This is a genomic window from Paenibacillus kyungheensis (assembly GCF_028606985.1).
Lineage (GTDB): Bacteria > Bacillota > Bacilli > Paenibacillales > Paenibacillaceae > Saccharibacillus > Saccharibacillus kyungheensis.
The window spans coordinates 4,978,276-4,999,587 of the sequence record NZ_CP117416.1; the positions used below are offsets into that span (position 1 = coordinate 4,978,276).

The following is a 21,312-nucleotide window of genomic DNA, read 5'->3' on the forward strand; positions in this document are numbered from 1 at the left end:
ATAGATCAGATGGTGATTACGAATGAACTTCTTTGGTATCGATATTAACGATAGTCGTATGACCGGACTTTTCTTTTGGTGTACGATTTACCAGCAAGATACTAATAACGATCAAGACCAACCCGATAATCAGATTCACGGTGACCGATTCACCCATAAATAACACACTAAGAATAATAGATACTAACGGAATCAAAAACGTATATGAACCGACTGTACTCGCTTCGCCTGAACCAACAAGGCGGAAGAAGCATAACCAGCTAAGAGCGATAGCGAAAATACAGATAAACAGCAATACTCCGATAAATGTAGCGTTCCACGTAATATCTGACCAGCTTTCGGTACCTGTACCCACAGCTGTCATTACGACCCCACCCATAATCAATTGAATCGTGACTAACCAGATTGGATCAACACGATCGCCTACTTTTTTCACATAGACTGTTCCTACACCCCAGCTAACCGCAGATGCTAATGCAAGTACGATACCAATCACCGAGATCGAACCAGAGAATCCTCCTGCACTAATCGTGGCTACACCTGCGCAACCTAATACAAGACCTATCGCTTTGAGCGGATTCATCGATTCTCCTACCCATAACCAGGATAAGAATCCGACTAATACCGGCTGTAAAAAGACAATCGCCGAGAACAATCCAGCAGGCATATAAGCGATACCGATCGTCTGACAACCGTAAAACAAAATAATATTTAGAATGGCAGAGATTGCATAGATTTTCCATGTCTGCTTCCAGCGAAGATCACGCAAACGTGGTAAAGCAACAATCAATAACAACAACCCTGCAATCAATGTCCGAATACCGGAAAATAAAATAGGTGGTGCATAATTTAACGCGAACTTGGATAACGGCCAGTTCACGCCCCACATTAAGATCAAAAATGCTAAAAACAGAGCAGTCTGCCCTTTGGATAACGCCTTCATTCTATTTCTCTCCTCTAAGCCAATCTGGATGACGATCACTTGCGACAAAGCTGACATGTCATGTATCTTTCGAGTATACAATGCTTTTTACAATTGTTCAATAGACATTAAACATTTGTTCAAGTAAAAAGAAATTACTACTTTCACTATCCTCTACTTCCTAGCAATCGTGCTATAATAAGACTTCACTGGACAATGACAGTGCACTTCGTATGTACATCATGATTAGAATAATATAAGCGCATCTTTGCTAGATGCAGGAGGAATAGAATAATGGAAATAACAAGTTATCAAGTAGAAATGATTAAAGACCCTTTTGAAATTTTGGTGGGCACACGTTACGAATTTTTTATTGATTTTGAAGTCGATGAAGAGGACGATATCTATTCCGTAAACGGTTTATATATTCGTGCCATTTATAAAGTTCAAGAAACAGGCAATGGTATTGTGAGCTACGATATTATGGAAAAAGGCACAGAACGTGTACTCGATTTTGATCTGGAAGAAGAGGAAGAGCAAGAGTTAGCAGCGTTTTGTGAGCAAAACTGGAAAAACGCTGAGAGTAACTAATGCGTATTTTACTGCTTGGTGCGACAGGTCGCGTCGGACAATCGGTTCTCCAATATGCGCTGCATGATGGTCATGAAGTGACTGTATTGGTACGTTCTCTGGATAAGTTAAATGCACAATTGGAAGAATATGCAGACAAATTGGTCGCTACGTATGACTCTGTATCCGATATTGATCGATCGCTACCGATTAGCGAACAGTTGCCTAATCTACATGTGCATGTGGGCGATGTATTAAGCAGCGATGATCTATATCAAGCTTTGGACGGAGTAGAGGCTGTTATGAGTACACTGAATACAGATAAAACAACGACATTGTCTGTTAGTACTCCTATCCTTGTTGATTTAATGCAGAAGAAGTCGATTGCACGTATTATTACAGTAGGCACAGCAGGTATTCTGCAAAGCCGTATTGAAGCGGATAAGTATCGCTATGAATCTTCTGAATCCAAGCGCAAAAGCACCCGTGCTGCAGAAGAACATCGGATGATGTATGAGACGTTGCGAGATTCCGGGCTGGACTGGACAGTAGTCTGTCCGACGTATTTGCCTGAGGGAGAATACACCGGTGTCTATCGTGATGAGCAAGATGTTCTACCTGAAGATGGAACATCGATTTCCACAGGAGATACAGCCTATTTCACATATCAGCAATTAAGCGATCTTCGTTATATTGGACATCGAGTAGGACTAGCTTATTAGACTAGGCGGTAGTATTCGTTTTTTTATCAATTAAATAAAAGTGCTACACACAAAAAGACCTGACTTTTATACAAAGTTAGGTCTTTTTTATTTTATATGTATATTGATACGAATATTTTATTATTTTAATCTAGTGTCTGCTTTACTAATCATCAGCTTTTTTGCATATCCATAGAAAAGACATCCTTCTAACACCCAGAATATTAATTTAATGATGATCCATTGATGAACCCAAAATAAATACACAATGATCAACAAAGACGAGACCGTCACAAACACGTTAAACCATCTGTGTTCAGTGCTCGTCTGATTGTTATAATCATGTATATATTTGATAATAGCTTGTAACGTAAGCATCCCCATTAAGATAACTGAACCTATCGAAACAGTATTCAACGGCTGCGAAAAATAGATCAGTGCTACACCCAACACAATGAGTAGAATAATATTAAACATACTCTTTTCTGACGTAGACATCATTCACCCCCTTTATATTCTGATTGATCTCTATTCTGTGATACAGTCACACTCATGTATTCAAGATTTTTTCCTGCATTCGATATTCGGTCGGGGTAACCATAAACTTCTTGCGAAATACTTGGGTGAAATGCCCTACATTGGTGTAGCCGATCTGTTCTGCAATATCAGCCAGCTTGAGCTTCGGGTTGTGCAGTAGCACTTTGGCTTGTTCCATGCGCAGGCAGATCACATAATCTTTGTATCCTTGCCCTGTTTTCTGCTTGAACAATTGACTGAAATAAATTGGATTAAGAAATACAACAGCCGCTACCTTTTCTAAAGACAACTCTTCATTAAAATGAGCACGAATATATTGAAGAGCGACTTGGATCGCATGATCGCTACTGCTTCCTTCTTCTGGCGCATCCACCTGTGCTGTCTTTTCTTCACGTAAGCGATTTACTTCAACAGCAACATGTTCAATCTCTTGGTGAGGGCCAGAATGTCTGGTCGCAAACGGGACTTTCAAATACTTTTGCAAATGTCCTTGTAGCGGTTCTAACAGTTGCTCAATCTGGATATGATTATGCAGTGTGACCAGCCCTAATAGACTATTGCGATCAAAGCTCACGACGAACCCTTGACCTGATTGATCGATCAATTCATTTAATACATTTTCAACGATAAAATGCTCCAAATGGGTACTCCGTTGATCTTGTTCGATATTGACCAGAATAAGATAGAATTCAGGATAGTCCGCGATAAAGGTATCTAGACTGATTTTGCCCATACTAAGCCCTGCGGCTAATCTTTGAAATACAGCTTCACGCAAATAATTTAGCCCATCTTTGAGCGCTTCTTCCCCTTTAGAGACTACTCGCTCCTGACGAATCTCGATTGTGAGCGATTCCATTAATTCTACCAATTTCTTTTTGCCGATCGGTTTGAGTAGATAGTCTCGTGCACCTAGATGCATCGCTTGTTGAGCATAGGAAAATTCCGAATGTGCCGAGATAACGATCCATTTGGCTTGTGGCTGACTATGACGGGAAATACGCATCAGTTCCAGACCATTGATACCAGGCATCAGAATATCGGTCAAAATAATATCGATTCGGTGCTCACTCATCATCAACACCGCTTCTTCAGCAGATGAAGCCAGATGAACATGATAATTAGGAAAAACACTTTCGATGGTACGTTTGATTCCTTCACGAATAAAACTTTCATCGTCTGTAATCAGAATGTGCACGAACAATACCTCCTTTATCGATCGAAATAGGTTGATCTGAATATTCAGACTCTACAGTCTGTGAAGATAATTGAGCGACAGCGGAAGCATCGGATAATGGCAATACCAATTTGACTGCTGTTCCTTTGTCGAGAGCGCTCTCAATATGTATCCCGTTCGTGATCCCGAACATATGAGAAAGTCGCTGATGTAGATTTTGCAAACCGATACTTTTGCGTTCACGATGAATAGGATCGGTGGGGTGAAGCAAAGAATCTCGTAGTCGTTCCAATGTAGATTCATTCATCCCTTTGCCATTATCTGAAATAATAATATTAAGATATTTCCGATCCGGTATCGCTCTTACTCGCAAAACGCCCGGTCGATCTAACGCTTCCAGACCATGCTTGACTGCATTTTCGATAATCGGTTGTAATAACATCTTCGGCACATGCAGATCCATCCACTGCTCTTCGACATCGATCTCTACGCTCAATCGACCATCCAGTCGCATCGTAATAATCGTCAGGTAATGACTAATCTGCTCTATCTCTTCACGTAACGTCACCAGTGCATGATCTTCCCAATGACTGCTATACCGGAACATATGCGATAACGATAACACTACATCGCCTAGCTCATCATTTCCTTTTTCATCTAGCATCCAGTAGATCATATCCAGTGTGTTGTAGAGAAAGTGAGGATTCACCTGTGATTGAAGCGCATGAAGTTCTGCATTTTTTTCACTGACTGAAGAGACTTTGACCCGTTCGATCAGTTCTTCGATTCGAGCGACCATATGGTTAAACGATACTACAAGCGAATTGATTTCTTCGTAAGAAGTCACAGTAACCATCCCGCGAAAGTTTCCATTTTCCACTTGCTTCATTTCTCGAATTAGTCGCTTTAACGGAGAAGAAATGGTACGTGATACGATAAAAGCGATCAGCGCAGACACTACAATCAGCACAGTAACCACGATAAATAAATACCGCTTCGTCTGCGTCAGTTCGACATTGAGATCACGATCCGGCGTTGAACTGACAATCGTCCAATTGGTGGTGCCCAGCTTGGAAGCGGCAATCAGACGGCTATTATTCTGCTGTACATTCACCTGACCTGGTATCTGTGGCAACGAAATATTCGGCGGTAGTGAACCGGGCTTACTATTCGGTTCGATCGAAGTTGGCATATGTTTACCGTCTCCGGTTACGATATTCACTTCGCTATGCGGGCCTAATTTCAAATTATTCATCGCTGTCAAAAACGTATCTGCCCGTGCTTCGATCAGTACAATTCCGATCTGATGTTGTTCATTGAGATTGAATATCGGACGACCGAAAGCAAATACAGGTTGATCTTCCGCCTGATCAATAATGGAATGAGGAAATACACCCAACCAGACCATCTGACCGGACGAACCACTAATCTGCTGATACCATGATGACTTAGTATATTCAGGATCGATCACATTCATCGAATTGCTATAATCGTAGATTTTGCCATTTTCACCGATCACATGAATACCTACCAGATCGTCTCTGGAAAAGTAAATCGCTCCCATAATCGTTGTAATATAATTCTGATTAATATATTCAACCTGCGGTGAACTTGCTGACTTCTGACCGAGCAGGCGCACAATATCCACATTGGCACTAATCGACTTGGACAGGCTATCATAACTACCGAGTAGAAGATCAAGCAATCCCACCGTTTGCGATACATTTTTCTGCGCAATCTCGCCTAATTTTTCATGAAATTGAGTGGTTGTACGGTTATAAAAAAGGATACTGACCAGCAGTACAATCCCTGCCATACAGAATAGAAACAAAATAAACAATCGATTATGGATCGAATGCAGACTACGTGACAAAGTGAAATGCTCCTTTCTACAACAGTCGCTAAAAAAGCCAAAGGGCGGTAACCATAAAAAGGATTGGGTCCTCTTTATGATTACCGCCAAGTCCCTATACAGAGATAGTACCAATAAAGGTAGCTTCTGGCAAAATCATTTTATACAATTATCCTTTAACTGCTCCTGCTACCATACCTTTAGTGATACGTTCAGACAAAATAAAGTAGAAAATAATAACCGGTAATGCACCCATGACAAGGAATGCTCCGATATTTCCGTAATTGACCGAATACTGACTGACAAACGTATACACCCCGAACGGCAATGTTTTGAGTTCTTCGGATGAAATAAACGTCGCCGCTACAATATACTCATTCCAGATATTGATAAACGTCAGAATACATACAGTCATCACAGGTGGAACCGAGATCGGCAAAATAATACTACGGAAAATCCGGTATACACTTGCTCCATCCATAAACGCAGATTCTTCAATATCTGTCGGAATCGACCGCATAAATCCACTTAAAATAAATACAGCAATCGGCAACGCAAACGCGGTATACGGAATAATGATCGACCAGCGTGTATTCAGTAAATCTAGATTTTTGAAAATAATCATCAGTGGTAATAATGTCGCTTGTAGTGGAATCATCATCCCTAGTAAAAATAACAACATCACATACTGCCCGTATTTCCACTTAAATCGAGTAATCGCATAAGCGGTCATGGAGCTCAAAATAACAACTGCAAACAAACTAACTGCTGTAACCAGTACACTATTTCCCAGATATTTCAGATAACTACCGGAAGTATAAGCATCTGCATAGTTATGCCACTGTGGAATATTCGGAAGAGCGAAAAAGCTACCTCCCAGAATTTCTTCGTTCGTTTTGAGTGAGTACATCACTAACCATAATAGCGGATATAACTGTGTAACGATCAGGATCGCGAAGAGTAGATACACGAACCATTTTTTCACATTATTCATATCGTGCTCTCCTCCTCTACGTCACTTTACGTTCGATTTTGTTAAATACGCCATTAATAATCACAGTAATGACCAGACAGAAAATAACAAGGAATGTAGCTACTGCACTACCATAACCGTACTTCTGAGATAAGAACGACATGTTATACATATGCGTCGCTATCGTATCGGTCGCATGTGCAGGGCCACCGCCTGTCATAACCATGACCAACTCGAATGCTTGTAATGATCCGATAAATGCTAGCACAACCGAGATTTTGAAAATAGGTACCACCATCGGGAACGTGATATAACGGTCTGCTTTGAATCCATCTGCACCATCAATTTTGGCAGCTTCATAGATTTCATCCGGTATATTTTGTACCCCTGTAAATTGAATAAGTAAATGGTAACCAAAGTACTGCCATAGCGATACAAAGTAAATCGCATACATCGCAATCGCAGGCTCCGTTAACCAGCTATGTGTCCAGCTATCCAGACCTAACTTGATCAATACGCCATTTAACATCCCGCCCATTGAAGCCGGGTTGTAGATCGTTTTCCACAATTGTCCTAGAATAACGTTAGACAAAATAACGGGTACGAAATAGATCGTCACCAGACGATTTCCTTTACGTACATAGCGATTCAGCAAAATAGCAAATAATAAACAAAAAGGAATCTCAATAATGGAGAAGACGGCATACATAATCGTACGCTTCACCGACATCCAGAAGTTCGGATCGTCGAACAGTAATATTTTGAAATTCGCAAGACCGACAAACTTAGCGTCCGAAATCCCATTCCAGTCCAACATCGCAGTATAAAAAGAAACCAGAATAGGAACAAACACCGTCCCTATGTAAAGGATAAGACAAGGAAGTACAAAAATAGCGATCGTGCGAGCAGGTACTTTTAGTACATTCATGGCTTCTCCCTCCTTCCAACTCAAAAGTGTATTTTCTCTCTTTAGCCCTATTCTACTCATAGCGAAGGGGACGCTGTTGACGCCCCCTCGCTGCTACATATCCGTCTCTATGTTGATTTAAGGATTCGCTTCAAATGCAGCTTGGTGCTCTTGTGCAATTTGTTTTGGATCAACTTGTTGTACAAATAGACTTTGGATACTGCTCAAATGTACTTGAGATACCGCTGGATTCATCGTGTTATCGAATGACAGGTCGCCACCTTTTACATTTTTGAACAGATCCAGTACATCAATCGCTAGTGGAGAATATCCAGCCGCTTTGAAGTCACCGTCTACTTTTTGACCTAGACCAACTGCATTTTTCAATTCAAATGATACTTTAGGTAAGTTCAGTGCAAAGTAGTTTAAGAAATCTTTCGTTTCTTGTAAATGTTCGCTGTTCGCAGATACGGCAAATGCACTACCTGGAGCAAGCATGAACTCATCTGGATTTCCTTTGCCATTGACTGTTGGGAATTTGAATACGCTCACGTCTTTACCTACTGTTGAACCATCATTCGCACCAGTCTCCCATGTTCCGATAAAGAACATCGCTGCTTGACCTGTACGGAACATATTACCGCCTGCTGTAGCATCAATCGATGTTGCTCCTTCAGGGAAAGCTCCAGCTTGAACTAATTTTTGGAAAGCATCGACAGCTTCGACAAAAGCAGGATCATTAAATGTCTTTTTGCCATCAGCTACATCTTGCAAGAATCCAGGACCACCGTTAGTGCGAAGCAAGATGTTCATAAATAGGAATGAACCTGTCCATGAATCTTTTTCACCGATCGCGATAGGTGTGATACCTGCATCTTTAAGCTTTTTCACATCAGCTAATAGCTCATCAAATGTTGTTGGTGGAGCAGCAATACCTGCTTTGGCAAATAGAGCTTTGTTATAAAAGCCAACTTCGATATTATTACCATCTGGAAGAGCGTACACTTTTCCATCTTTGCTGTAATAATCAAGCAGTCCTTCTTGATATGTATCTTTTAGACCGCCTTTGTCAATGACATCGTTTAATGGAGCAAGCAAGCCTGCATCAATATATGGTTTCATCTGAGCTGCTGGATTCACAATCGTGATATCAGGAATTTCTTTCGAAGCAGCTTGTGTTTTAAGTTTGAGCTTTTGTTGATCTGTATTTAGTGTATCCAGTTCGATATCAATATTTGGATGTTCTTTCTCATATTGATCAACGATCTGGTGAATCATTTTGTACGTTGGTGTGGTTGGATCAGGATAAATATTTTGGAATGTGATTTTTGTTTTGTCACCACTGTCTCCACTTGCTCCTGAACCGCTTGAACTTGAATCGCTGTTCCCACAACCTGCAAGTCCGAACGCCATTGCTCCTGCTAATAACAGAGCTACTGTTTTACTTGGCATTTTCATATCTTTTAATATCCCCCTCAATGGATAATTTGTACAAAACGTACTGTTTATGACTTTATTATGATGTTAGCGCTTACTTTTAACAATGTGTGAAATTAAGATTTATAGTTTGTATTTTCAAGGTATTCGCTTTTCTTATATTTTTCTTTATTTTGCCAACCACAAAAAAAGCTGCCCTTTATAGAGGACAGCTTGCTTACTACATATCAGATCACTTATTCATTTTAAACTGTAAAAACAGTTCATTATAATGCACCAACATCTTTTTCCCCAAATTATCATACACTTCAAGCTTATCAGTCAGCTCTTGTGGCGGGTAAAAGCGTTCATCGCCAGAGATGTCTTTGGGCAATAATTTGAGTGCTTCGGCATTCGGAGTCGAATAACCGACATATTCTGTATTTTGCTCGGCGATTTTAGGATCTAGCATAAAGTTAATAAATTTATGAGCGGCATCGACATTGGCGGCTGTTTTGGGAATTACCATATTATCGAACCATAGATTCGTACCTTCTTTGGGAACGACAAAATCCAATTGATCATTTTCGCTCATAATCTCAGAAGCATCACCGGAAAAGACCAATCCTGCTGCCGCTTCATTATTCGCTAACAACATTTTAATTTCATCCCCGACTATCGCTTTGACATTAGGAGTTAACGTTTTGAGCTTGGTTAGAGCTTGTTGTAAATGTTGCTCATTGGTATCATTCAGCGAATATCCTAGACTGTTGAGCGACATCCCGATCACTTCGCGTGCACCATCGGTGAGCAGTACATTGTTACGTAGCTTGGGATTCCAGAGATCATCCCAGCTATCGAACTTGATGCCTTGAGCTAGATTCGGATTATAGACAATCCCTACCGTTCCCCAGAAGTAAGGTGCAGAGTATTTATTGTCTGGATCGAACGATTGATTCATAAATTTAGGATCGATATTTTTCAAATTCGGCAATTTGCTATGATCGAGCGGAATCAACAGATTTTCTTCACGCATTTTAGAAATCGCATAATCCGACGGAATCGCTACATCGAATGTTGTTCCACCTTGTTCGATCTTCGTCAACATCGCTTCATTGGAATCAAAGGTCTGATAGATCACCGTAATACCGGTTTCTTTTTGAAATTGAGCCAGAATATCTGGATCGATATAATCGCCCCAATTGTAGATTGTCAGCGTATTGCCACTGGAATAGCCTTCGCTCACATTTAAGCGTGATGCAGTGTACATTAAGATCAGCGCTACCACAATAATACTGAGAAACATTCGGGTAAGAGTCTTCATCTTGGACCTCCTACTGCGATCGGTTCTTCGCGGCGTGGTTTGTTCGTGGCACGTCGATTAATCATATAGTAGCCAACTACCAGCATAACAGTGAATAAGAAGATTAATGTAGACAACGCATTGATCGATAACGCTACCCCTTGTCTAGCGCGAGAATAGATTTCAACCGATAATGTCGAATATCCATTCCCTGTTACAAAAAAGGTCACCGCAAAATCATCTAACGAATACGTAAACGCCATAAAAAATCCTGCAAAAATACCGGGCTTGATAAATGGCAAAATGACTTTGCTCAGTACATCACGACGACTTGCGCCTAGATCACGCGCTGCATCAATCAAAGAAGGGCTCATTTCTTGCAATCTCGGCAGAATCATCAGTACCGTAATCGGAATACTAAAGGCGATATGCGAGATAAGTACCGAAGCAAAGCCTAATTTGATACCGATCATCGTAAATAAGATCAGAAATGATGCACCAATAATAACATCAGGGCTAACGATCAATACATTATTGAGCGACAACACCGTATCTTTCAACCGACGACGACGAATCCGATCGATTGCGAGTGCCCCGATAATCCCGATCATTGTTGCAATTGTTGAAGATAGTAAAGCAATTACTAATGTGTTAATTACAATAATAATCAGCCTTGTATCTTGAAAAACTTCGCCATACCATTCCCATGTAAATCCTTCAAATTCATGCATATTGCCTGCACTATTGAACGAATAATACATCAGATACAGAATCGGCGCATATAATAGAGCAAACACAAATACAAGATACAGATTGCCCCAACCATTTTTGTTAGTCATGACGTACCTCCTTGCCGAAGCCGCCACTTAGAATCATGATCACAGCCATCGCAATAATTAAGACTACCGCTACTGTCGAACCCATTCCCCAGTCCTGTGTCACAAGGAAATGCTGTTCAATCGCTGTACCGAGCGTAATGACTTTATTCCCTGCTATCAACCTTGTAATCATAAAGAGCGACAGTGATGGAATAAAGACAGCCATACAGCCAGATTTCACTCCTGCCATCGTTAACGGCAAAATAACACGTCGAAATGTTACCCAACCGGATGCGCCTAGATCACGTGCCGCAGATACCAGAGTAGGATTCATTTCTTCCAGTGCATTATAAATTGGCAAAATCATAAACGGAATAAAAATATACACCGATACAAATACAAAACTAGGCGCATTAAATAACAACTGTTGCTCACCGAATCCAAGTGTACCCAGTAACGCATTAATCGGGCCATACGTTCCAAAAATACCGATAAACGCATACGTTTTGAGCAATAGATTAATCCATGTCGGCAAAATAATCAACAGAATCCATAACTGCCGATGTTTGGTACGAGTCAGCAGATAAGCCGCAGGATAGGCGACTAATAGTGAAAACAATGTTACTAGAAAAGCATACCAGAACGAACTGATCGTCATTTGCAAATAAGTCGGGGTAAAAAACGTCCGATAATTCTGAAGCGTCAAATTCCCATCGACATCAAAAAAAGAATAATATCCTACCAGCACCACCGGTGCGATAACAAATAACACGATCCATATATAATAAGGCAGCATATAAATGCTGCGTGTATTAGCCTGCATAGACCCCACCTTCTTCATAACCTTCAAGGCGACGATCAAAGTCTTCTTCACTTTCACCAAAACGCATAACATGAATCGCTTCTGCTTCAAAATCAAGCCCGATTTCACTACCTGGATCAGCTTTGCGAGTCGAATGTACCAACCATTCATGACCGGAATCATCATAACAGCTAATCTCATAGTGAACGCCACGGAATAATTGGGTATCTACACGCACTTTGAGCTTGCCTTTTTCAACCGTCGTCAGTTCCAGATCTTCCGGACGAATAACCACTTCAATACTTTCATTATCACGTAGACCCTGATCGACACAGTGGAATCGCTTGCCGTTAAATTCCACCAAAAAATCTTCGATCATACGTCCGGGAACAATATTCGATTCTCCGATAAAATCAGCGACAAAGCGGTTAATTGGCTCATCATAGATATCATTAGGCGTTCCACTTTGTTCGATTTTCCCTTTGTTCATCACAAAAATCTCATCAGACATTGCCAGTGCTTCTTCTTGATCATGTGTAACAAAGATAAATGTAATCCCTAGACGTTGCTGAATTTCACGCAATTCATATTGCATTTCTGTACGTAACTTCAGATCCAGTGCAGACAATGGTTCATCAAGCAACAGCACTTCTGGTTCATTCACCAGTGCACGTGCGATCGCTACCCGTTGCTTCTGTCCACCAGACATTTCACTGATCGAACGTTGATCATATCCTTCAAGATTGACGAATTGCAGAGCTTCTTTGACTTTGGTCGTCACTTCGTCTTTTTTCATTTTTTTGATCCGCAATCCGAAAGCTACATTTTCAAATACATTCAAATGTGGAAAAAGGGCATAATCTTGAAATACCGTATTCACTTGACGTTTATTTGCAGGTACTTTGTTGATCACCTGACCGTTAAAATAAATCGAACCTCCTGTCGGTTCAGTAAAGCCAGCGATCATACGCAAAATCGTTGTTTTCCCGCAACCGGAAGGGCCGAGTAACGTGTAAAACTTACCGCGTTCTACTTCAAACTCTATATTCTCAAGCACTACTGTTCCATCTTCATAGCGCTTGGATACTCCGTCAAATCGAATAATTGTATTGTCCCCCATAACAGCCTCCTTTAATAACCTCTATCTCTTATTATAACCAATAGATGTCACAACGATTAAAGTATTGTATCCCCTATGTTAAATAGCGATCTGCTAAACATAAATAAAATCCAATCCGCAATTCTCAAGATTGGATTACGATATACTTTATAATTGACGTTTTCTACCTAACCAGCTATCCAATAGACCAAATATCATCGTATAAAATGGTGCTATTTTCCATTCCGAGCATTCTATCCATATCCCTATAAAATAAAGGTTCAATGCAATTATAAAGAAAACAGCCAGAATTGCAATTACATTATCAGTCAAAAGCCTTACAATAAAAGAAATAACAGCTCCGCCCACCCATACAAAACAATAATCGAACACCCAATCTGTATGTACTTCTGTATTATCTTGCGATGACTTAACCTGTCCAAATGTTCAAGTCCCCAATCCATGTTCTATCCACAAGGAGGAATTAACCTGCACACCCTTTCTATGAAGCGATGGGTCATCCTATCCATTTCTGTTCTTATCTTATTCTTTGTACCTGCTATCTTTTCACATGCAGACTCTGCTACATCACTTTCTAGTACACCTAATGAAAGTATTGTCGATGCTTCTGGAAAAGGGGATTATGTCTCTCTTGAGCAAGCCATTCAAGCGCAAGCTACTGATATTTATATACGGAATGGGATCTATGATGTAAACACTACGCTTCAAATTGATCTGGACGACACAATCATACGTGGACAATCCCGGGATGGTGTTGTTCTTCGTCAGACACAAGCACCTAACGATCTAGTAGTGATCCGCGCAGATCGTGTACATATTTCTAATCTTACACTGGATACGTATACCTATAATGCAGGAGCAACTCTAGTCGTTGCCGATGCGAATCAAGTAATAGTGCAAGATTCTTTGTTTAAAGGTTCAGAACGTATTTTTGCTGTTTATTTTGCAGGGCCTTCAGTTGCCGCAGGTCAGGATACACTAGCCGCTGTCGAATCAGGAACACTTGATGATGGCAACCAATTTTTGCACAATGAAGTGTATTCTCATTATGCAGGCGACGGATTGTCTTTTTCATTACAAAAAAATGGGCTGGTACAACATAATACTCTTCATAACGCTGTACTCGCTTTTTATATGTGCCGTAATAGCAAAGTGTCCAACAATCTGATCAACGATTCACCTGGCGTTGGTATTCATTATTCGATGCCTGCGTATGACAATATCATTCGAGATAATGAGATCTCTCGTTCACTAGGATCAGGGATACGTGCTTCTGCTAATCTAGAACACCCTGTACCAACAACCGCTCTATACGAAGGATTGCTGATTGAGCATAACATTATTAAAGATACCCGTTCATTTGGAATAGAACTCGATCAAGTAGGTAGTCGTACACGAATTCAACGCAATACGATTCGCCAGACTGACTTTTCTGGAATCATCGTTCTTCGTTCCTATGATCTACGGATTCATAATAATCAGTTATCAAACAATGCGTATTATCGTGTACGTGGCAAAATTCATGATTGGACAGGTAACAGCGGTGGCATTGATTTGGAAAACACCGTTACTGCTACCAAAATCACATACAATACGATCACCTCTAATGGAAAAAGTGATTTTGGGATTCGTTTTTCACCGATACAAGGAAAAAATACGATCTACAAAAACAAACTTGTAGGTACAACTGTAATGACGGATATTATTCGTTTACCTTAAAAATTCCTACTATATATAGCTATATTCCTTCTCTCTATCACTTATCCTTTTCAAGCGACTCCTACTCTACAGTAAGCTGAGTAGGAGTTTTGTTTTTTCAAGAATTTTAGTTACAATTCCTTGATTATCCATATTGACGTAAGCGCTTCCATAAGTAAAAATGAGTGAGATAAATGCTACATAATGGAAAAAAGTGTGGGTTTTGGAACTTTGATCAAATGAGTGTGAAACCTTCCTTTTTAGTATTTTATGCTTCATTTATCTACTATCCTTGAGGAGGAATATGGATGAAAAAGAAATTCACTCACTTGTTGCTCACAGCAGTACTGGTTGTAGGTGCGACTTTACCATCAGCAGGCATTGTGAGAGCAGACGCGGCAAGTGATGCTTCTAACCGGGCATTAACATGGTTAGAGACACAACAAGATGCTACAGCAGGGCTGGCTTTTGACGGATTAGTAGATAGTTTCGAAGATTTCTGGGGCCCTAATAATCCGAAACAGATCGTCTATACTTATGATCAGGCGGTAGCCGCGATAGCATTTATCGTAAAAGGCGAGCGTGGTCGTGCTGAAAAAGTACTTAACAAAATGCGAGATATTCAAGATCCTACAGGCTACTGGCTCAATTCGTACTGGTACAACAATGGTGCAGGCGAAGAGATTCGTGAACATGTAGGCCCTGTTGTATGGATGGCAATGGCAGCGATGGCTTATGAGAAACAATACAACGATACTCGTTACCGTCCTATGGCGCTCAAAGCACTGGATTGGTCATTACAGTATCAACAAGCGAATGGTGGCGTAGCTGGCGGTTGGAGTGCTTGGAGCAACTCTAATGAACCATGGAGCTCTACCGAGCACAATATTGATATTTATCGGGTATTGCAATATTATGCATCTGTCGATTCAACCAAAGCTGCTAAATATAATGCGGCAGCTACTAAAGTGAAAAGCTTCCTTGATACTAAAGTATGGGACGATGCTAACAAACGCTTTACCGGTGGATGGAAAAACGATACCAATCTGATCGATCCTAAACTCCCACTTGATGTGAATCCATGGGGCGTATTAGCACTGGGTACAACAGGTACGCATAATTATGGAGCAAGCTTAGATTATGTTGAAAATGCTAACGGTGTTCCGGGTACACTGGCGAATCCTCGTTACAAACAGACGCTGACTTACAATGATGCTGGCAATACATTAACCGGTTATGATTTTGACTGGACTGATGAAGTGAAGCCTGCTTATGACGACAATGGCAATCAGATCGGTAATACAGGAGCAGACGTATGGTTTGAAGGATCAGCCTTTATGTCACTGGCGTATTATATGAGAGGCGATGTCTCCAAAGCCAATGCGATTAATACTGAAATTATCAAAAAACAAGGAACTAGCGGAGCTTCATTAGGCGGTATTCCGTATTCTCTTAAAGGTACAAGTAATAGCTATTGGGTGATGGCGCAACAGAACTGTGTATCCAGTACAGGTTGGTTGATCTTGTCACTTGCTCATTTCAACCCGTTCACAGGTCAGTATCTGACAGGTGGGAATCCGACGAACCCGACAACACCTACTGATCCAACCACACCTACACCTGATCCGGGCACAGGTGATCATACAACCGCAGATTATACAGCAGGTGTAACCAAATCATCTGCTACAGCGATCAGTATCAATATTAAGCCTGTAACTACTGCTAAATATGTAGATGTTCATTACAAAATCAATGGTGGCACTCAGCTTAATTACCGTATGACCAACAGCTCGGGAACATGGAAACAAAGTGTGACCGGACTGAGCGCAGGTACCAAAATCGAATACTGGTTTACGTATGAAAAATCAGGCCCTCAATACGATTCAGCTCATTATACGTATACCTTGAATTAAATCATCTCACAGAGCATCTAATAGAGTATTCTATTAGGTGCTTTTTGCTGTTCGCGGGCAACCTTTTCGTCTATGATTTAGATAGAGTATGATATACATATTATTGTTCAAGAAAGGAACTGGATGATGGAACATTTAATCAATGCTTCAGTCAAAGATATTCAAATTAGCGGTATTCGCAAAATTGCTAATGCAGCAGCGCAGTATCCGAATGCAATCTCACTTACGATTGGACAACCTGACTTTCCTACACCTCAACATATTATTGACGCGGCTGAAGTCGCAATGAATAATGGAAAAACAGTCTATACGCCTAATGCAGGTCTACCTGCTCTACGACGTGCAGCAGCACATTTTGTCAGACAAAAATACGGGCAAGATTATAACCCGGATACTGAAGTGATCGTAACCAACGGAGCAAGTGAAGCGCTGGATATCACGCTACGGACGATTATTACACCGGGAGATGAAGTGATTTTGCCCGGGCCAATCTATCCGGGATATGAGCCGTTGATTCGCTTATCCGGTGGGATTCCTGTATATGTAGATACTCGCTCGACTGACTTCAAATTAACTGCCGATTTGATCGAAAAACATCTATCGACACGTACGAAAGCCATTATTTTAGGTTATCCTTCTAACCCTACTGGACGGGTCATGAGCGGTACAGAATTACAGGATATCGCTACATTATTGCGGGAACGTGAAGTGTTTATCATTTCCGATGAAATATATAGTGAATTGATCTATGATACCCCTCATCAGTCAATTGCTTTATTCGATGGTATGCGTGACCAAACGATTGTGATTAACGGATTGTCCAAGTCTCATTCGATGACAGGCTGGCGGATCGGCTTTACTTTTGCACCTGCTGAGCTGACACAACATATGCTTAAAGTGCATCAATACAATGTCACCTGCGCCAGTTCAGTGAGTCAATATGCTGCACTCGAAGCACTTACACAAGGCATCGACGATGCGCTTTCGATGAAACAGGAATATCAGCAACGGCGTGATTATGTGTATGATCGCTTAATCGCTATGGGGCTAACGTTAACCAAGCCAGAAGGCGCTTTTTATTTGTTCCCTTCGATTGCTCATTTGAATATCGGATCAATGGAATTTGCTTTACGTTTATTGGAGGAAGCAGGATTAGCTGTTGTTCCCGGAGACGCTTTTTCTGAATACGGAGAAGGATATATTCGTATTTCTTATGCTTATTCGCAAGATGTTTTGAGCAGAGGATTAGATCGGTTGGAACAATTTATACAGCAATTATAATATGCACCAAACAGTATAAATAAAAACAGGTATCTTTGGAGCGATTTTGGCACCTAGAGATACCTGTTTTTGCATTTACAATTAGAGATAATCAGATGTAAAACGACTTTTTTTAGTAACAATCGTTGCTACTATGACACAGATATGAAATGAGAATTTGAGTTTCATGAAAAATCTTTAATATTTTCATGCTCTACTCTATTTCTTTAAGCGATATTTGCCGATGTTAGTATAAGAATAAATATGCAGATATTATTAGGAGTGGAGTTATGAAAAATATTAAACAATTTTTGAAATGTCAAACGATTGGCAGTAAATTAATCATTTCTTTCTTTATTGTGATGATTTTAGCTTTGGGTACTTCTAGCTTCACTTCGTATTGGTTAGCTCAAAAAACGCTAAGTAATGAAATGATCAATAGCGCTTCTTCGAGCGTCGAAACATTGAATTCAACCGTCAATACTGAAATGCAGCAAAATATAGATATTGTTGATTATTTCGCCAGTCAGGTAGCTCAAGCTAATTATGCAGATAGAGATACTCTTGTGAACGGATTTAGAAGCTATTCTACTTCTCTCAAAAAAATAGAGTCACTGTATGTAGGAAATACAACTGGTCAATTTTTTACTTCTTCTGACAAACCTAATCCTGCCGGATACGATCCTCGTGAACGTGACTGGTACAAGCAAGCTTTGACTTCACCTGGAAAAGCTATTATTACGAATCCTTACATTTCTGCTTCTACCAAGAAGCTAACCGTTACGATTGCTAAGCAAACAGCCGATCAAAGCGGAGTTATCGGATTAGATATTAATCTAGAAGCATTACAAGCAACAACAGCAACAGTCAAAATCGGTAAAGAAGGATATGCTTTTATCGTAGGGAAAGACAGCAACTTTATTTCCCATCCTACAGCAATTGGACAGAAAAATGCTTCTTCCGAAGAATTGATGGCTCGTCCAGATGCCAAAGGTAGCTATACCTATCTTTATCAAGATAAACAAAAAGAATTAGTCTATACGACAAGTGATCTGACTGGATGGCGGATTGCAGGTAGTTTTTATCAAAATGAAATCAATGAAGCAACACAACCTATCTTATACAAAATGGTGATTGTTCTATTACTTTCTCTTATTGTAGGTGGTATTGTGGTTGCACTGGTTACTCGCTCTATTACCAAGCGTCTAAGTAATATTGTCGTTGTAGCTGAAGCGATTAGTGATGGCGACCTAACACACCATATCGTAGACCGTAGCAAAGACGAGATTGGCAGATTGTCGCATACCTTTAACAATATGAACGCATCGCTAAGTTCATTGATCCACTCTATTAACGATTCCGTCAGTGACGTTGTCTCTTCTTCAGAGCAATTGAATGCAAGTTCAGAACAAACTAGCCATGCAACCGTACAGATTACGACAGCGATCGAACAATTCTCGGTCGGTAATGAACGTCAAAATAAAAATGTAAATCAAAGCGCAGAGCAATTAACTCAAGTCGCCAATTGGTTACAAACGGTCAAAACCAATTCCAACTCATTACTTTCATTGTCTGAATCATCGAATTATTTAGCAGATAGTGGAGACCGCTTAATGCAACAAACTGTAGGTCAGATTCAACATATTGATCAATCGGTGCATCAAGCGAATGAAGTAGTCACGAATCTTTCTCGCAAATCCGAAGAAATTTCGGTTATTCTACAAACGATCAATGATATTGCCAAACAGACCAATCTATTGTCTCTTAATGCGGCAATCGAAGCAGCGCGCGCAGGCGAACATGGCAAAGGATTCAATGTCGTTGCAGGTGAAGTGCAGAAGTTAGCCGAACAGTCCCGTTCTTCTTCTCAACATATCGAGAATCTGTTGAAAGAAATTACAGACGAGATTGGGCGTTCCTTGTCTACCTTTACCGATATTCATGGTTCTGTTGCCGAAGGGATGATGACGGTCCAACAAGCAGCCGATCAGTTCCAACAGCTACGTACATCGTCACATCAGATTTCTTCAAGTCTGACTGAAATGAATACGTTAGTGCAAGAAGTGAATGGCAATGCTGTAGAAGTGGCTCAATCGGTACATGAGATCAGTGAAATTTCCAATGTAAATACCGCTTCTACCCATGAGATTGCGGCTTCAGCAGAAGAGCAATTAGCAGCAATGGAAGAAATCACTGCATCCGCTCACGCTCTAGCTTCATTGGCAGAAAATTTACAACAAGAAATTCACCGCTTCAAAACAACCGATTCGGTAGCTAGTCCATCAGCGTCTCACGCTACAGCAAGCACTGAGAACGATACTGTAGAATAACAGCTATTATGATCTGATTTGAATACGATTAGTACAAAAAAAGCCTTACCGCTTCTATGATTGCATAGACGGTAAGGCTTTTTAGTTGTGCTTTGTGATTGGCTATTGGCTATCGCTTGTTGCATATCACCGAGCATTATTTAGATAATTCAAGGAACCCTTCACCAAATACATCCCGTACATCATGAATCGTGATAAACGCATTAGGATCAGCCGCTTTGACGATCTTTTTGAGTACCGATACTTCTTGCTTGCTAATCACGATATACAGTACTTCTTTCGGTGTCTTTGTATAATATCCATGACCGGATAATACCGTCACTCCGCGATCCATCACTGTAATGACTTTTTCCGCGATCTTATCTTGCTGTGCGGAAATGATCATCACAGCTTTTTTCGGATTCAATCCTTCAATAATAAAGTCCATCGTTTTGGTACCAATATACAACATTACAATCGTTAACATCAGGCTTTGTGCCCCGATAATAAAGTAAGACGAGAACGCTACAATCAGATCGAAGAAGAGCAACCCGTAACTAATATTCCAGTCCAGATATTTGTTCGCAATCCGCGCCAGAATCACTGTTCCTGCTGTTGTGCCACCTGCTCTAATAATCAGCCCGATCCCTACACCTGTAAACAATCCACCGAATATCGTATTAATCATAATTTCACTCGAATCGATCCGCCAGTCTGCGGTCAGATGAAGAAAAAATGAGTTAAATGCAACTGCCAGAATTGTATAGATCGTGGTCGTTTTATCCAGAAATTTGTAACCAATAATCAATAGAAATGCATTAATCACCAAGTTCATCAGCCCAGGTGACAATTGCCATACATAAAATAAGATAATCGTAACCCCGGTTACGCCACCTTCACCCAGTTCATTCGGTATCACAAATAAATTGATTGCTAACGCAAAAATAAATGCACCCAGTGCTATAAAAGCAATATCAATAATCCTTTTTTTCATCTATTTATACTCCCCTTTTATCCAACCCTAACAAATGAGTATT

General features: G+C 40.5%; 18 protein-coding genes. 6 read left to right on the top strand and 12 right to left on the bottom strand.

Translation table 11 applies throughout. From position 1 onward, the window contains the following. Positions 1-16 precede the first annotated feature (16 nt). Complete coding sequence (locus tag PQ456_RS21615; RefSeq protein ID WP_273614067.1) at positions 17-943, bottom strand: DMT family transporter; 927 nt, start codon at positions 941-943, stop codon at positions 17-19. Between the two features lie 273 nt (positions 944-1,216). Between PQ456_RS21615 and PQ456_RS21620 the strand changes: the two genes are divergently transcribed. Both PQ456_RS21620 and PQ456_RS21625 read left to right on the top strand, forming a co-directional pair. Further along, the gene (locus PQ456_RS21620; protein WP_337957866.1) at positions 1,217-1,513 is read left to right on the top strand and encodes a DUF6509 family protein; all 297 of its coding nucleotides are present in this window, start codon (positions 1,217-1,219) and stop codon (positions 1,511-1,513) included. Beyond that, positions 1,513-2,214, top strand: coding sequence for an NAD(P)-dependent oxidoreductase (locus PQ456_RS21625; RefSeq protein WP_273614068.1), 702 nt, complete (start codon positions 1,513-1,515; stop codon positions 2,212-2,214). Before PQ456_RS21620 ends, PQ456_RS21625 begins: the two co-directional genes overlap by 1 nt. 120 nt (positions 2,215-2,334) lie before the next feature. On the opposite strand, the gene PQ456_RS21630 is transcribed toward PQ456_RS21625, so the two are convergent. The 10 genes from PQ456_RS21630 to PQ456_RS21675 all read right to left on the bottom strand — a co-directional run bounded on the left by PQ456_RS21630 (position 2,335) and on the right by PQ456_RS21675 (position 13,095). Then, complete coding sequence (locus PQ456_RS21630) at positions 2,335-2,691, bottom strand: hypothetical protein (RefSeq protein ID WP_273614069.1); 357 nt, start codon at positions 2,689-2,691, stop codon at positions 2,335-2,337. Positions 2,692-2,743: 52 nt separating this feature from the next. After that, positions 2,744-3,925, bottom strand: a complete 1,182-nt coding sequence (locus PQ456_RS21635; protein ID WP_273614070.1) for a response regulator — start codon at positions 3,923-3,925, stop codon at positions 2,744-2,746. Then, a complete protein-coding gene (locus PQ456_RS21640; RefSeq protein ID WP_420540627.1) occupies positions 3,900-5,777 on the bottom strand; it encodes a cache domain-containing sensor histidine kinase in 1,878 nt (625 codons plus the stop codon). The genes PQ456_RS21635 and PQ456_RS21640 overlap by 26 nt, the downstream gene beginning before the upstream one ends. 148 nt (positions 5,778-5,925) lie before the next feature. Then, the gene (locus PQ456_RS21645; protein WP_273614071.1) at positions 5,926-6,750 is read right to left on the bottom strand and encodes a carbohydrate ABC transporter permease; all 825 of its coding nucleotides are present in this window, start codon (positions 6,748-6,750) and stop codon (positions 5,926-5,928) included. 16 nt (positions 6,751-6,766) lie between these two features. Continuing rightward, on the bottom strand, positions 6,767-7,657 hold the full coding sequence (locus tag PQ456_RS21650) for a carbohydrate ABC transporter permease (protein ID WP_273614072.1): 891 nt from the start codon (positions 7,655-7,657) through the stop codon (positions 6,767-6,769). Between the two features lie 117 nt (positions 7,658-7,774). Continuing rightward, on the bottom strand, positions 7,775-9,094 hold the full coding sequence (locus PQ456_RS21655) for a sugar ABC transporter substrate-binding protein (RefSeq protein ID WP_273614073.1): 1,320 nt from the start codon (positions 9,092-9,094) through the stop codon (positions 7,775-7,777). Between the two features lie 211 nt (positions 9,095-9,305). Then, positions 9,306-10,376, bottom strand: a complete 1,071-nt coding sequence (locus PQ456_RS21660; RefSeq protein WP_273614074.1) for an ABC transporter substrate-binding protein — start codon at positions 10,374-10,376, stop codon at positions 9,306-9,308. Beyond that, the gene (locus PQ456_RS21665) at positions 10,373-11,194 is read right to left on the bottom strand and encodes an ABC transporter permease (RefSeq protein ID WP_204825979.1); all 822 of its coding nucleotides are present in this window, start codon (positions 11,192-11,194) and stop codon (positions 10,373-10,375) included. The genes PQ456_RS21660 and PQ456_RS21665 overlap by 4 nt, the downstream gene beginning before the upstream one ends. Further along, entirely contained in the window at positions 11,187-11,996 is an 810-nt protein-coding gene (locus PQ456_RS21670; RefSeq protein ID WP_273614075.1) for an ABC transporter permease, read from the bottom strand. The genes PQ456_RS21665 and PQ456_RS21670 overlap by 8 nt, the downstream gene beginning before the upstream one ends. Beyond that, complete coding sequence (locus PQ456_RS21675) at positions 11,986-13,095, bottom strand: ABC transporter ATP-binding protein (RefSeq protein ID WP_273614076.1); 1,110 nt, start codon at positions 13,093-13,095, stop codon at positions 11,986-11,988. Before PQ456_RS21675 ends, PQ456_RS21670 begins: the two co-directional genes overlap by 11 nt. Positions 13,096-13,536: 441 nt before the next feature. Between PQ456_RS21675 and PQ456_RS21680 the strand changes: the two genes are divergently transcribed. The 4 genes from PQ456_RS21680 to PQ456_RS21695 all read left to right on the top strand — a co-directional run bounded on the left by PQ456_RS21680 (position 13,537) and on the right by PQ456_RS21695 (position 20,296). After that, complete coding sequence (locus PQ456_RS21680) at positions 13,537-14,814, top strand: right-handed parallel beta-helix repeat-containing protein (RefSeq protein WP_273614077.1); 1,278 nt, start codon at positions 13,537-13,539, stop codon at positions 14,812-14,814. 287 nt (positions 14,815-15,101) lie between these two features. Continuing rightward, the gene (locus PQ456_RS21685) at positions 15,102-16,706 is read left to right on the top strand and encodes a prenyltransferase/squalene oxidase repeat-containing protein (protein ID WP_273614078.1); all 1,605 of its coding nucleotides are present in this window, start codon (positions 15,102-15,104) and stop codon (positions 16,704-16,706) included. Positions 16,707-16,832: 126 nt separating this feature from the next. Beyond that, a complete protein-coding gene (locus PQ456_RS21690; RefSeq protein ID WP_273614079.1) occupies positions 16,833-17,987 on the top strand; it encodes an aminotransferase A in 1,155 nt (384 codons plus the stop codon). Positions 17,988-18,256: 269 nt separating this feature from the next. Further along, positions 18,257-20,296, top strand: coding sequence for a methyl-accepting chemotaxis protein (locus PQ456_RS21695; protein WP_273614080.1), 2,040 nt, complete (start codon positions 18,257-18,259; stop codon positions 20,294-20,296). 136 nt (positions 20,297-20,432) lie between these two features. Here the strand turns inward: PQ456_RS21695 and PQ456_RS21700 are convergent, their stop codons facing one another. Further along, positions 20,433-21,269, bottom strand: a complete 837-nt coding sequence (locus tag PQ456_RS21700) for a YitT family protein (protein ID WP_273614081.1) — start codon at positions 21,267-21,269, stop codon at positions 20,433-20,435. Positions 21,270-21,312 lie beyond the last annotated feature (43 nt).